14 protein-coding genes are annotated in these 13,556 nt (G+C 67.2%); 9 read left to right on the top strand and 5 right to left on the bottom strand.

What is annotated here, in order from left to right; translation table 11 throughout:
- The first annotated feature begins 20 nt into the window (after positions 1 to 20).
- Positions 21 to 617 carry an alpha-ketoglutarate-dependent dioxygenase AlkB gene (locus tag BHQ18_RS20425; protein ID WP_069415513.1) on the top strand — a complete coding sequence of 199 codons (597 nt, stop codon included), beginning with the start codon at positions 21 to 23 and terminating at the stop codon, positions 615 to 617.
- Here the strand turns inward: BHQ18_RS20425 and BHQ18_RS20420 are convergent.
- Together BHQ18_RS20420 and BHQ18_RS20415 are read right to left on the bottom strand one after the other, a co-directional pair.
- Positions 614 to 1,270: a DUF5642 family protein gene (locus BHQ18_RS20420; protein WP_069415459.1), complete on the bottom strand. Its 657-nt coding sequence runs from the start codon at positions 1,268 to 1,270 to the stop codon at positions 614 to 616. The genes BHQ18_RS20425 and BHQ18_RS20420 overlap by 4 nt on opposite strands.
- Positions 1,271 to 1,299: 29 nt before the next feature.
- The gene (locus tag BHQ18_RS20415; protein ID WP_324614074.1) at positions 1,300 to 1,938 is read right to left on the bottom strand and encodes a DUF5642 family protein; all 639 of its coding nucleotides are present in this window, start codon (positions 1,936 to 1,938) and stop codon (positions 1,300 to 1,302) included.
- 88 nt (positions 1,939 to 2,026) lie between these two features.
- Between BHQ18_RS20415 and BHQ18_RS20410 the strand changes: the two genes are divergently transcribed.
- The gene (locus BHQ18_RS20410) at positions 2,027 to 2,344 is read left to right on the top strand and encodes a hypothetical protein (RefSeq protein ID WP_069415457.1); all 318 of its coding nucleotides are present in this window, start codon (positions 2,027 to 2,029) and stop codon (positions 2,342 to 2,344) included.
- Here BHQ18_RS20410 and BHQ18_RS20405 read toward each other — a convergent pair.
- Entirely contained in the window at positions 2,341 to 3,900 is a 1,560-nt protein-coding gene (locus tag BHQ18_RS20405) for a PE-PPE domain-containing protein (protein ID WP_234794248.1), read from the bottom strand. The genes BHQ18_RS20410 and BHQ18_RS20405 overlap by 4 nt on opposite strands.
- Positions 3,901 to 4,121: 221 nt before the next feature.
- On the opposite strand from BHQ18_RS20405, the gene lpqN reads away from it, so the two are divergent.
- Complete coding sequence (lpqN, locus tag BHQ18_RS20400; RefSeq protein ID WP_069415512.1) at positions 4,122 to 4,808, top strand: envelope biogenesis lipoprotein LpqN; 687 nt, start codon at positions 4,122 to 4,124, stop codon at positions 4,806 to 4,808.
- Here lpqN and BHQ18_RS20395 read toward each other — a convergent pair.
- Positions 4,798 to 5,622 carry a shikimate 5-dehydrogenase gene (locus BHQ18_RS20395; protein WP_205866154.1) on the bottom strand — a complete coding sequence of 275 codons (825 nt, stop codon included), beginning with the start codon at positions 5,620 to 5,622 and terminating at the stop codon, positions 4,798 to 4,800. The genes lpqN and BHQ18_RS20395 overlap by 11 nt on opposite strands.
- Positions 5,622 to 6,611: an acetyltransferase Pat gene (locus tag BHQ18_RS20390; protein WP_069415455.1), complete on the bottom strand. Its 990-nt coding sequence runs from the start codon at positions 6,609 to 6,611 to the stop codon at positions 5,622 to 5,624. The genes BHQ18_RS20395 and BHQ18_RS20390 overlap by 1 nt, the downstream gene beginning before the upstream one ends.
- Positions 6,612 to 7,139: 528 nt before the next feature.
- On the opposite strand from BHQ18_RS20390, the gene BHQ18_RS20385 reads away from it, so the two are divergent.
- The 6 genes from BHQ18_RS20385 (at position 7,140) to BHQ18_RS30155 (ending at position 13,515) form a co-directional block, all read left to right on the top strand.
- Positions 7,140 to 8,873, top strand: a complete 1,734-nt coding sequence (locus BHQ18_RS20385) for an AMP-binding protein (protein ID WP_069415454.1) — start codon at positions 7,140 to 7,142, stop codon at positions 8,871 to 8,873.
- A gap of 216 nt (positions 8,874 to 9,089) precedes the next feature.
- The gene (locus tag BHQ18_RS20380; protein ID WP_069415453.1) at positions 9,090 to 9,572 is read left to right on the top strand and encodes a hypothetical protein; all 483 of its coding nucleotides are present in this window, start codon (positions 9,090 to 9,092) and stop codon (positions 9,570 to 9,572) included.
- Positions 9,573 to 9,708: 136 nt separating this feature from the next.
- Positions 9,709 to 11,046 carry a UDP-glucose dehydrogenase family protein gene (locus BHQ18_RS20375; protein WP_069415452.1) on the top strand — a complete coding sequence of 446 codons (1,338 nt, stop codon included), beginning with the start codon at positions 9,709 to 9,711 and terminating at the stop codon, positions 11,044 to 11,046.
- Positions 11,046 to 11,981: an efflux ABC transporter ATPase subunit, DrrA-related gene (locus tag BHQ18_RS20370; protein ID WP_069415451.1), complete on the top strand. Its 936-nt coding sequence runs from the start codon at positions 11,046 to 11,048 to the stop codon at positions 11,979 to 11,981. The genes BHQ18_RS20375 and BHQ18_RS20370 overlap by 1 nt, the downstream gene beginning before the upstream one ends.
- Positions 11,978 to 12,721, top strand: coding sequence for an ABC transporter permease (locus tag BHQ18_RS30160; RefSeq protein WP_069415450.1), 744 nt, complete (start codon positions 11,978 to 11,980; stop codon positions 12,719 to 12,721). Before BHQ18_RS20370 ends, BHQ18_RS30160 begins: the two co-directional genes overlap by 4 nt.
- On the top strand, positions 12,718 to 13,515 hold the full coding sequence (locus BHQ18_RS30155) for an ABC transporter permease (RefSeq protein ID WP_069415449.1): 798 nt from the start codon (positions 12,718 to 12,720) through the stop codon (positions 13,513 to 13,515). Before BHQ18_RS30160 ends, BHQ18_RS30155 begins: the two co-directional genes overlap by 4 nt.
- Positions 13,516 to 13,556: the final 41 nt, after the last annotated feature.

The raw sequence follows: 13,556 nt of genomic DNA, 5'->3' as shown, positions 1-13,556 counted from the left end.
TGTGCGATAAACTGGCCGGCATGGAGCTGGCTCTGCAGAGCTCGCTGTTCGAGCACGCCGAGCGCCGCCACCTCGGCGACGGGGCCTGGGTCGACTTTCGGTCCGGCTGGCTCGACGATGCCGACTGCCTGTTCCGCGAGCTGATCGACACCATCCCGTGGCGCGCCGAGCGCAGGCCGATGTACGACCGCGTGGTCGACGTGCCGCGACTGGTCAGCTTCCACCGTCTGGTCGACGAACCGCCACCGCATCCGCGCCTCAAACAGATCCGGCGCCGACTGAACGACGCCTACGCCGGTGAACTCGGCGAGCCGTTCACCACCGCCGGCCTGTGCCTGTACCGCGACGGCAACGACAGCGTCGCCTGGCACGGCGACACGATCGGCCGCAGCAGCACCGAGGACACCATGGTGGCGATCGTCGGGCTCGGCGCCACAAGGACTTTCGCGCTGCGCCCGCGTGGCGGCGGCAAGTCGCTGCGGTTCCAGCACTCGCACGGCGACCTGCTGGTGATGGGCGGATCGTGTCAACGCACCTGGGAGCATGCGATCCCGAAGACGACGCGTCCCGTCGGCCCCCGGATCAGCATCCAGTTCCGCCCGCACGACGTGCGTTAGTTCTGGACGGCCTTCACCGCTGACGCCAACAGGTCGCGCGCGCGCTGCGTGTCGACCTTGGCGACCGGCTTGTCGGGCAGCACCAACGGGTTGGCGGTGACGATCACCAGGAACGTCCCGAAGCCCGCGACGTAGTTGTACAGCTCGCCGGTGCGCGGCTTGCCGTCGACCACGGTCTGCAGCACCCGGTGGGTGCCCAGCGTCTGCACACCCTCGATCTGCGGCGCCTCGACCTCTTCGACCAGCCCCCGCACGCCGCCGCCGGCGAATCCGACCTTGCGGCAATTGTCCGCGGGCACTTTGACTTCCGCGGCCTGCGACGTCTCGACCGCGATCGTGATGAACCGCACCCCTTCGCCTTCGGCGGTGGTGGCGACCATGTTGCCATGCGCGCCCGCGGGCACCATCTGCTGATTGGCGAACGACGCGCAGTCAGCCGGTTCGAACTGCATGCCAGGGGGCACCGACTGCTGACCGAGCAACCGCGGGTCGATGCCCGTCGGCCCCACATCGGTGACGGTGAACCCGGGACCGAAGCTCGACCGCAGCTCCTTGACCTTGGCGATGTCGGCGTCGGAGAGGTCCTGGCCGGACTGCCCGCACGCGGCGAGCACGCCGGCGCACGCGAGCACCGCCACCACCCTGTTCGACATCGCCGCACAACTTACCCGGCGATGGTCGTCTAACCGCGTAACGCCGACACCGTTTCCGCCAGGAGCGTGGCCGCGAAGTCGGCGTCGAGTTGCGGATGCGCCGATCCGGGATCGGTGACGACGGCGACGAACGCGACGTGACCCGCGAGATATGCGGTGACGGTGTCGGCGCGCGAACGGGTTTCAGTGCCGCCCTCGACGACGGTGGTGCTCGTGGTGGCCATCGCGAGGGTCGTCGCGTCGGGTAGCGCGGGTGCCGGTGTCAGCTCGATGCTGCCGGTGGTGCGGCCACCCGAGACCGTCCAGCGCGCGCACGCGTCGACGATCGCGCGGTCGGGCGCACCCGCCGCGGCGACCCGATCAATCGCGCCGGCCGCAGCGGCGACGGCCGCGTAGACGATGCCGCCGGGCCCCGACGCCGACCATCCGGTGGTGGGCTGGTCCCCGACCGGGTCGGCGAGCACCGCGCACTGCACCGGGTCGGTGCTCCACCGCGGTCCGTAACCCCAGGCCGTCACGGGGGCGACGCGGCCGTCGAGGTCGGCGACCTCGTATCCGTCCGGCAGCGCGGCACGCGCCCGGTCGATGCGGGCCGGGTTGATGTGCGTCTGCGCCTGCGGCGACGGTTCACTCGCCGTTTCCGGTGGTGCGCCGCATGCCACGACCACGGACGCCAACGCCCACACGCTGCAACGTTTCAAGCGCCGGCGGCGATCAACAGGTAGCAACATCCACTCTCAAGGGACGGAGGCTGTCATGCGTGCTCTTTGGAGTGTGGCAGCAACAGCAGCGACGGCGGGGGTCATCCTGGCTTCTGCGGCGGTCGCGTCGGCGCAGCCGGTACAGCCCGGCGGGGCGCTGCAGACCATCGGCGAGCTCGAGGCCTCGGGATACGACGTCGTCATCGACCGCGTCGGCACCGCGCCGCTCAACCAGTGCGTGGTGACCAGCGTCCGCAATCCGCAGGAGGTCACGCGCACGTTCCGCGTCGGCAAGGGCGAGGACCGCGAGTACGTCACGGTGGTGGTCAGCCGGTCGATCACCGTCTCGCTGAACTGCGACCGGCAGACCTAGGCCGCCGCGGGGGTGTCGGACGCGTCGGCGTCGGAGGCGTCGGAGGCGTCGGAGTCGTCGGAGTCGTCGGGGGTGTCGGCTTCCGGTTCGTCCGGCTCGGGTTCGCCGGTCGTGGGCTGACCGGTCGCGGGCGCCGAGGTCGTCGGCGTCGAGGCCTGCTTGCGGGAGTCGAACTCGATGGGTCCGCGCACCTTGGGCTTGCCCGGCTGGGTGGCGGGTGTTCCAGTGACGACCGACGCGTCGTCGTCGGCTTCCTCCTGCGCCTCCTCGTCGGGAGCGGAATCGTCGTCCTCGGAACCGTCGGACTCGTTCGCGGCCCTCGCGTTCAGCGGCGACGTGTCCTCCTCATCTGACTCTTCCTCTTCCGGCACGTCCGGTTCGTCGACCGGTGCCGGCGGCAGATCGCGGCCGCCGACCCCGAACGGGCTGGTGGTCGGTGTGGTGCCGAACGGGCGGAAGTCCGGGTTGCCGGTCATTTCGGCGATCGCGTCGTCGAGGCCGACCGGGATCGCCCGGACGATGTTGATGACGGTGCGCACGGGGTCGTGGAACGGCAGCAGCGACGTCAGTCCCATGCCCATCGGAATCCCCGGGTTGACCCCGCGGTGGTAGGCCCCTTCGATCGCCGCCCGCAGCGGCGCGTCCAGTGCGGTGAGGATCGGCGACGGCACGATGGCGCTCAGCGGCATCAGGATCGGCAGCCGCTCGGTCGGATACAGGTAGTAGTCGGTGTCGCCGTACGAGTCCTGGTACAGCGCGTCCTCGAAGCTGGCGTTCGCCAGGTTGCCGTGCAGCAGAAGGTAACCCGCCATGGCGTTCATCAGCGCCAGCACGTTGGTGAGGCTCGACGGGGCATCCCCGCCGAGAATGTCGTACTGCACCGCGGTGTCGACGGTCGGCATGCACTCGCCGAGCTCGCAACTGTTCGTCGGGGTGGGCCCGTAGAACGGGATGCCGAGGATCGGGATCGTCAGCCCGCGAGGACCGAGCGCGAGGATGCCGCCGTTGGGCCGCATCGGGTTGGCGAGCAGGAAGAACGACGTCGCGCCGCCTTCCCGCGGGTTGGCGATCAGGTCGCGCTTGACCAGCGATGCGACGACGGCGCTCTGCGAGTAGCCGAAGATCACCAGGTCCTCGCCGACCGCCGGGGGTCCCGTCGGCGGGCCGGGGTCGACGGCGGGGTCCTGGTTGAAGCCGCACGCCGCCGCGCCGCGGGCACACAGGTTCAGGTTCGCGCGGCCCTCGCCGACCGACGTCTCGAAGGTCTTACGACCGAACACCGGGAAGAACTCGGCGGGATAGGTCACGGCGTAGACCTCACCGTCCACGTCGTCGATGCGGGCGCCGCCGGTGCCGGTCGGTGTGTCGGCGGCGAGGTTGATGAACTCGTTGACCGCGTTGTACAGGTACGAGTTGACGAAGCCGGGCCCGTCGGTCGGCGGCCGCAGCGGATGCTCGGTGCCCCCCATGATCAGCGCGCTGGCCGCCAACTGCACCGCCGTGGCGGCGGTCCACGCCACCGCCAGCGCGATCGTGCTCAGGAGTGCCACCGCCACGGCCGCAATCGACCGACCAACCACGCGCATCGCGGCCCCCTCATCCCTCTGCTGCCGGCGAGCAAGCTCCGAAACCGGGCCGCCCGCGCCTTGTACAAGAAGTTTGTAACAGGTGGCGGCTCTTGGCGGCGAAATCACCGCCAACCGGGCAGCAAATGAGCTAGTTTCCCGCATCGGGGGCTGCCGCGACCGACGGCGCAGAACAACCGATGGGAGAACCGATGAGCAGGTCGATGAGAGCCGGCGTGATCGCCGTCGCGGCCGTCGCACTCGGCGTGGGACTCGCCGGTTGCTCTTCAGAGGACAAGAGCGAGGCAACGGCCCCGGAGGAGACCTCTTCGGAGACCAGCGCAGCCGCGCCGCCGACGTCCGCGCAGGCGGCCGGTCCGCAGTACACGATCGTGGACTACATCCGCGACAACGGTATACGGGAGACGCCGGTCAGGCGCGGTGACCCCGGTTCGCCGGCGATCGAGCTGCCGTTCCCGCCGGGCTGGCGCGACGCCGGCCCGGCCACGCCCCAATGGGCTTACGGCGCAATCATTTCCGAGGACCCGAAATTCGCGCAGAGCCCACCGACCATCATCGCGCTGGTGTCCAAGCTGACCGGTCCCGTCGACCCGGCCAAGATCCTCGAGTTCGCGCCGGGCGAGATCCAGAACCTGCCCGGATACGAGGGCGCGACCTCGGGCAGCCCGACCACACTCGGCGGGTTCGAGGCCGTGCAGCTCGGCGGCAGCTACGACAAGGACGGGGCGAAGCGGGCCATCGCCCAGAAGACCGTGGTAATCCCGGGCCAGGACGCCCTGTTCGTCCTGCAACTGAACGCCGACGGGACCGCGGATCAGATGGACGCGTTGGCCCAGGCGACCGCCGTCATCGACGAGCAGACCAAGATCACGCCCTAGACACCGCGGAGGCGGCCATCACCTGGTCGACGGTCGGGCGCACGCCGGTGTAGCGCTCGAACTGCTCGGCGGCCTGCAGCGCGATCACCTCGGCGCCGGTGATCACGCGGACCTCGGCGGCCCGGGCGGCTCTGATCAGCGGCGTCTCCGACGGTATCGCCACCACGTCGAACACGGTGTGCGCACCGGCGATCACCGCGTCGCTGAACGGCACCTGGTCCGCCTCGGCGGCCCCGGCCATCCCGACCGGCGTGACGTTGACGACCACATCGGCACGGTGCGCTTCGGCGGCGTAGTCGTAGCCGATGCGGTCGGCGAGCGCCCGGCCGGTCTCGGCGTTGCGGGCCACCACGGTGCCGCGCTCGAAGCCGTGGTCGCGGAAGGCGGTGGCGACGGCGTTGGCCATCCCGCCGCTGCCGTACACCAGCACCGACTGCGTCGGTTCCAGGCGGTGCTCATCGATGAGGCGTTGCACCGCAAGGTAATCGGTGTTCGAGGCGGCGAGCCGGCCGCCGGGCACCGTCAGGTCGTTGACGATTGTGTTGACCGCGCCGATGGCCCGCGCGGAGGGCTCAACTTCGTCGACGAGCGCGAGCACGTCCTGCTTGAACGGCATCGACACCGAGCATCCTCGGATACCCAGGGCACGCACGCCTGCGATGGCCGCGGCGATATCTGTTGTGGTGAACGCCTTGTAGATGTAGTCGAGACCCAGCAGGTCGTAGAGATAGTTGTGGAAGCGGGTGCCGATGCTGCTGGGCCGCCCGGACAGCGAAATGCACAGCCGGGTGTCCTTGGAGATCGGGACCCGCATCAGCCGACCGCCCGCACGACCTGGCGCGTCATATTTCGGATCTGCCGGACCAGCCCGGCGGGAAGTCCCGGGTCCGGAACGTCGATGTCGGTGATGACGACGCCGAGGTCGTCGCGTTCCCAGTGCGCCCCGAACCGGTCCATGATCGCCCGCATCGGGTAGTTGTCGGTGAGCACACGCGCGGTGAACCGTTGCACGCCATGATATTTGGCGGCTACCGCGAGCGCTCGCATCAGGAACGTGCCGATCCCCCGGTTCTGGTAGGCGTCGGCGACGATGAACGCGACCTCCGCGATCGACGGGTCCTTCTCCTCGCGCACGAAGCGGGCGTCGGCGACCACCGGCCCCTCCTCCCCGTCGGTCATCACCCACACGAAGTGGTGGATGTAGTCGACCTCGAACAGGTACCGCATCAGCGACGTGCTCGGGATGCGCACCGACTGGAACCGGCGGTAGAGGGTCTCGCTGGAGAATTCGACGGGACCGCTCGAGGTGCGTTCGTTGTCGCCGGGCAGGACCGGCCGCAGGAACAGTTCGGACCCGTCCCGCAGGCGCACCGCGATCGGCGTGATGTAGGCCGCGAGTCGCTGCCGTGCGGTGTTGAGCAGCCGGTCGGCCATCCCGGGGATCAGCAGCAGGGTGGCGAACGCCTCACGGTCCCCGACCCAGCCGCTCACCGGTCGGCTCGCGACGACGGTGGCGCTACGGGGCGTGTCCCGCAGCAGCGCGATCTCGCCGACGATCATCCCCGGGGTCAACTTCGCGACCGTGTCGTGGCCGTCCTTGTCGGCGTGGGTGACTTCGACCTCGCCGGAACCGATCAGCAGGAAGGACACGGCGAGCTCGTCCTGGTGCATGAGGACCTGCCCGGCCTCTGCGTGCAGCGGTCGGAGCTGCGCTGCCAACGGCACCAGGGCCTCGGCCCGGTAACCGTCGAAAACCTCCAGCGCGGTGAGTTCGTCGGCGCGGACGCCTGCCAGGCCGGCCACCTCACGAGGCTACGGGCTGCTCGTCTGGACCGGCAACACGTCGGTGCTTGCCAGGGAACCGCGGTCATCCGCTTCGCCGTCGGGCGAAGTTTATATTGACACTCTGGCAAAATATTCACACGGTGCTGGAGCGGCTCGTGCGCCCCGTCCGCCGCCGCCCGTGGATCACGATTGCCGGTCCGTCGAGTCCGCGAATGGTCACAATTTTTCGCTGGAACGACTCGACCGAGAAATCAAGATCGATCTAGAACGGGGAGTCAGCTAGTATCACGTCGCTCCACGCACATTTGCTTGCTTTGCTTTGTGGCGAAGGGACGATTTCCAGCAAATCTCATTCGGATGATTTTATCGTTTGCCATTCCGTGGAGTACGCAAACTGGGCGTTCGCGCTCTACGATCGTCTACAACCGAATGTTCGCAGTACGACCCGCGGACGCTTAAGCTGGAAGCAATTATCCGCGCGGTCAATTAGCAAAGACGCTGTTCGCAGCCGGTTTCACTCCAGACACGAAAGGTCGACGTACGCCGATGATGGGATCTTCCATTCCCGCCGTGTTGCGCGAACGCTCCAGTCTTCAGCCGAACGACACGGCATTCACTTTCATCGACTATGCACCCGACGGCACGCCGCTTCCGGAAACGCTCACCTACTCTCAGCTCTACAAGCGGTCGGCAAACGTCGCGGCCGAGCTGAGTGTTTGCGGCGAGCAAGGTGACCGCGCGGTCATCCTCGCCCCTCAGAGCCTCGACTACATCGCTGCCTTCATCGGATCATTGCAGGCGGGTCTGATCGCCGTGCCGCTTTCGGTGCCACAACCCGGCGCGCACGACGAGCGGGTGACCTCGGTGCTGCGGGACACCGCTCCGACCGTGATCCTGACGACGTCGGCAGTCGCCGAGGATGTCAGGCGCTACGCCGAGGCGACGGAGACGAACCCGACCGTCGTGGTGGTGGACACCCTCGAGTCCGACAACAAGAAGATCCGCCGGATCCGCGGTGACGTCAGCCAGGAGGTGGCCTACCTGCAGTACACCTCGGGCTCGACGCGCGAGCCCGCGGGTGTGATGGTCACCAACCGCAACCTGTCGGCGAACTTCGAGCAGATGTACGCCGACTACTTCACCGACATCGGCAAGATCCCGCCGCCGAACACCGCGGTCGTCTCGTGGCTGCCCTTCTACCACGACATGGGACTGCTGCTGGGCATCTGCGTGCCGATCCTCGGCGGCCTGCCCAGCGTGCTGATGAGCCCGCTGTCGTTCCTGGAGCGCCCGGCCCGCTGGATCCAGTTGCTCGGCGAGCACGGCCGCACGCTGACCGCGGCGCCGAACTTCGCGTTCGAGCTCGCGGTCAAGCGCACGACCGAGGACGACATGTCCGGAGTGGATCTGAGCGACGTGCTCGGCGTCATCAGCGGCAGCGAGCGCGTGCACGCCGCGACCGTGCAGCGGTTCACCGAGAAGTTCACCAAGTTCGGCTTCCCCGAGAAAGCCATCCGCGCGTCGTACGGTCTGGCGGAGGCGACGGTGTACGTGGCCACCCGCGCGCCGGGCAGCGCCCCGCTGATCGTCGACTTCGAGTCCGAGAAGCTCTCGGCCGGCCATGCCGAGCGCCGCGCCGCCGGCGGCGGCACCCCGCTGATCAGCTACGGCACCCCGGAGTCGGTCACGGTGCGCATCGTCGACCCGGAGACCAACACGGAGAGCCCCGCGGGCACGATCGGCGAGATCTGGGTGCACGGCGAGAACGTCGCCGCCGGTTACTGGCAGAAGCCGCAGGAGACCGCCCGCACGTTCGGTGGCACGCTGGTGAGCGCGTCGGCCGGTCTGCCCGAAAGCAAGTGGCTGCGCACCGGTGACCTCGGCTTCATGTCCGACGGCGAACTGTTCATCATGGGCCGCATCAAGGACGTGCTGATCGTCTACGGACGCAACCACTATCCCGAGGACATCGAGGCCACGATCAGCGAGATCACCGGCGGCCGCGTCGCGGCGATCGCCGTGTCCGACGCCCGCGTCGAGAAGTTGGTAGCGATTGTCGAGCTCAAGAAGCGCGGCGACACCGACGAAGAGGTCCGCGCGCGGTTCGAGTCGATCAAAGGTGAGGTCGCCTCGGCCATCTCGCGCAATCACGGCCTGAGCGCCTCGGAACTGGTGCTGGTGGCGCCCGGGTCGATCCCGATCACCACCAGCGGCAAGATCCGCCGCTCGACGTGCGTGGAGATGTACAACAACAGGCAGTTCACCCGGCTGGACGCGTGATCAAAAGCTAATGTCGACAAATTTGCTGGCCGCGCGTCGTCCAGGAATCCGGCGGGCAAACGGCCTTGCCGGGAAGCCCGGCAGCGATTGCTCGTCATCTGGCGGTTACCGCGAATTCCCGATCGGGTCCGCAGCAGTCCATCCGCGCACAGAATGGATGTCACATTTTGCGCCCGAGCAACCTATGATCGTCGTATCTACGGCAGGAGTGAATCAGTGAGCCTCAAGCACATCGCTGCGCGAACGACCCTCGCGACCGCGGCCGGCCTCGGCGCCCTCCTTCTCTCGAGCGGCGTTGCCGTCGCCGAGCCGCCGCGTCCGGTGCCCGCACCCGCGCCCGCTCCCGGCACCGAGAACCGCGCCGCCGAAGAGCAGCCGCGCGAGGAGAAGCCAGCCGAGCCCTGCCGCGGCGACTGGTGCGAGATCCTCAACGCCGCCAAGCAGTTGCCGGCGCCGAACTGGGGTGCGGTCGACGTGCCGAAGCTCGCCGAGGTGTCGGTGCCGGTGTCCTTCGGCATGGGTCTGCCCGACGTCGTCCCGGACATCACGGTCGCGCCGCCGGCCATCGGTTGGCCGGACTTCCCGGCACCGCAGCTGCAAGCCCCACCGATGCCCAAGCTGCAGCTGCCGCCGGCACCGAAGCTTCAACTGCCCGGCCCGCCGAAGCTGAAGCTCGGCATGCCGAAGTTCCCCTGGTAAGCCGCGGGGTAGTCGCGAAACGCTGAGGCTTCCGGTCCCAGATTTGTCGGCATGTCCGCGTTGTTCCCGGATTCGCCGACGGAGCACTGTTGGCTGCCTGGCGTGAGGACTGATTTGAGAATGCAGGTTTCATCGGATGCGAATTAGCGTCGTCGGCACGGGTTATCTCGGCGCGGTTCACGCCGTGTGCATGGCGCATCTCGGGCACGAGGTCAGCGCATACGACACCGATGCGGCGAAGATCGACCGGCTCGCATCGGGTGCGTCGCCGTTCTACGAGCCCGGTTTCGAGGAGATGCTCGCCGAGGTCCTGACGACCGGCCGCCTGCATTTCACCCACGATCCCAAGGAAGCCGTCTCGGGCGCAGCGGTTCATTTCGTCTGCGTCGGCACCCCGCAGTCGCCCGGCTCCAACGCCGCCGACGTGCGCTACGTCAATAGTGCGGTGGCCATGATTGCCGAGCACGCCGACAGCCCCGGCCTGGTGGTCGGCAAGTCGACGGTCCCGGTGGGCACGGCCCAGCGCCTCTCGGACGAACTCGCGGGCACGGCGGCAAGCGATCTGCTCGAGCTTTCCTGGAATCCGGAGTTCCTGCGTGAGGGCAAGGCGATCGAGGACACCCTGCACCCGGATCGCCTGATCTTCGGCGTCACGTCCGAACACGCAGAAAAGACGCTGCAGCAGGTGTACAGCCGCCTCATCGAGGCCGGCACCCCGCACCTGACCACCGATCTGGCGACCGCCGAGATGGTCAAGGTCGCGGCGAATTCCTTCCTGGCGACCAAGATCTCGTTCATCAACGCGATGGCCGAGGTCTGCGAGCTGGTCAACGCCGACGTGGTGACCCTCGGCCGTGCGCTGGGGTACGACGAGCGCATCGGCCGCAAGTTCCTCAACGCCGGGCTGGGTTTCGGCGGCGGGTGTCTGCCCAAGGACATCCGGGCGTTCAGCGCCCGCGCCGGAGAACTGGGTGCCTCTGATTCGCTGACGTTCCTGCACGAGGTCGACAAGATCAACGTGCGGCGGCGCGAGAAGGCGGTCACGGTCGCCGGTGCGATGCTCGGCGGAGACTGCCTGGGCAAGAACGTCGCCGTGCTGGGGGCTGCGTTCAAACCGAACAGCGACGACGTGCGCGACTCCCCCGCGCTGAATGTGGCTGCGGCGCTTCACCTCAAGGGAGCCGATGTGCGGGTGCACGATCCGCGCGCGATCAGCAACGCCAAGGCGATCTTCCCGACCCTCACGTACTGCGAGACCGTCGAGGACGCCTGCCGCAACGTCGATCTGATCGTGCTCGCCACCGAGTGGGACGAGTACTGCGCCATCGACCCGGTTGCGTTCCGGTCGCTGGTCAGGCAGCCGAGACTGCTGGACACCCGCAACGCGATCGACCGCGACTACTGGGTCGGCGCCGGCTGGTCCGTCTATGCGCTCGGCCGCGGCGCGATGGCGCCGACGACGAAGGCGGAATGATGGCGATCGAACTGCACGGCGTGGGCAAAACTTTCGGCGAGGATGTGACCGCACTGCGGGACGTCAGCTTTCAGGTACCAACGGGCTCGGTGTGCGCACTGTTGGGACACAACGGGGCAGGCAAGACCACAGTGGTCAAGATTCTGTCCACCCTCTTGCGGCCCAGCTCCGGACGCGCTCTGGTGGCCGGATACGACGTTGCCCGACAGCCGGCGAAGGTGCGCGCAAGTATCGGTCTGACAGGGCAGGAGGCCGCGCTCGACGGTGCACTCACCGGTCGGGAAAATCTTGTGTTGTTCGCGCGGCTACGTGGAATGCGTCGCGCCGAAGCGCGGCGACGGGCCGCCGAATTGATCGACCAGTTCGACATGAACCATGCTGCCGATCGCCGCGTCTCGACTTACTCGGGCGGAATGCGGCGACGCATCGATATCGCGGCCGCCCTCGTCGACCAGCCGAAAGTGCTGTTCCTTGACGAACCGACCACCGGCCTGGACCCACGCAGCAGGCGCGACGTCTGGGCTCTGGTTTCCGCTCTCAAAGCTCAGGACATCACCGTTCTGCTGACCACCCAGTACCTCGAGGAAGCCGACGTTCTCAGCGATTCGATCGTCATCCTCGACGGCGGCCAGATCATCGCCAGCGGGACATCCGACGACTTGAAACGGCTCCTCGGTCACAGCTACTGCGAGGTGTCGCCGGTCAATCCCGCCGACATACCCCGGCTGTTCGCAGCGGTCGAGGACATCGAGGGCGCTGAGATCAGCTACTCGGCGAACGCCGTCGCCGTTCCTGCGCCCGAAGGGGTCGCGACCCTGGTCGAGGTGCTACGCCGCGTCGAAGCGCTCGGCATTGAGCTGCATGACATTTCGCTGCGCAAGCCGTCGCTTGACGAAGTGTTCCTGCACTTGACCCCTGGGACCGTTACCGTATGACGGCGCTTGTCGCGCTAACCGAGCGGGTCATCGTGAGCACGATCCGCGACCGGGACATCCTCTTCGCGGTGCTCGCGCCCGTCGCCACCTTCATCGGGTTCACACTCGTGCTCCAGAACGTCATTGATACGGGCGGAGTCAGCTACGCCCAGTACGTCTTGCCCGCCGTTGTGGTGCAGGCGATGTTGCTCGGCGCGATGACAACCGCTGAACGTGCGGCCAAGGATCAACGAGCTGATTTCGGCGTTCGGCTACGCACGCTGCCGATATCAGCCGCTGTGCCGCTGACCGCACGCATGCTCTACTGCCTGATGCGGGGGCTACTCGCGCTGGTCGCGGCTGTCGCCGTCGCCTATCTTTTCGGGTTCCGGATGTCGGGCGGCTTCGGGTACGGCGTTGCGTTCGTTGTCGTCGCTCTGCTGCTGACCCTTGCGCTATCACTGGGTGCCGATGCGACCGGCTCGATCGGCTGGAGACTCGACGCAGCGAGCCAACTACTCCTGGTGCCACAACTGCTGCTGGTTCTCCTGTCGACGGGAGTGGCCCCCGTGGAATCGTTTCCGGACTGGATCGAACCGTTTGTCCAGTACCAGCCCATCTCACAGGTCACCGAGACGCTGCGCGGGTTCGCCGGCGGCGAAGTGACGTCTGGGAACTTGTTTGCCACCCTGGCATGGTGTCTGGGCATGCTGGTCGTGTTCGGTGCGATCGCGGTGCGGATGCAAAGGCGGACCGGATGACCGTCAAGACATCTTCGCTGAACACCCTCGCGGTTGAGAGCATGCTGTTTGCACGTCGCCATTTTGTCCGGTGGCGCAATGAGCCGCTGCTACCGATCCAGAGTGTCGTCTACCCGACGCTCCTGCTGGTCATCTATCACATCCTGGTCAGCGAATCGCTGATGCGACTGGCCGGCACCGACAATCTCAACGGTTTGGTTCCGCTGTGCGCGCTCGCAGGCGGCATGTTCGGGGCTCTCGGGGCCGGGTTCTCCATTCCCGGCGAGAGGCGTTGCGGCTTGTTGAGCAGGCTCTGGACGTTCCCCGTGCACCGAGCCAGCGCTCTCATCGGACGACTACTCGCCGAGGGTGCGCGGACGGTGGTGAGCACCGCGCTCATTACCGTACTCGGCGTCGCCATGGGGTTGAGATTCCACGGAAGTTGGCTCCTGGTACTTCCGTACCTGCTTGTCCCCGTCGTCATGGTGATGACCTTCGCAATGGTCGTAACGACGCTCGCGTTGGCCGTCGGCCCCGACGGCAGCGCCATGTACACATACCTCGGTTCGGCATCAATCGGATTGGTGTTCAGTAGCTCCGGTGTCGCTCCCATGGAGATGTTCCCGTCATGGCTTCGGCCCGTCATCCAGTTCCAACCAATGTCGCCACCCATCGAATTGATGCGCGCACTCTCGGAAGGCGGGAGTGTCGTGTGGCCCTTGCTCGGGACACTCGGATGGGTGGCCGTTTTCGCAGTCGTGTTCGGTCCACTAGCTGTCCGCAATTACCGCATTGCGGCGGAGACAGGAGTCTGATGGCATGACGTCCATAATTTCCAAGACAACCGTGACCAAGC

The sequence above is a fragment of the Mycolicibacterium flavescens genome (assembly GCF_001722335.1).
Lineage (GTDB): Bacteria > Actinomycetota > Actinomycetes > Mycobacteriales > Mycobacteriaceae > Mycobacterium > Mycobacterium flavescens.
The sequence above is the reverse complement of the archived record's forward strand: the minus strand, read 5'-3'. Positions and strand labels throughout refer to the sequence as shown.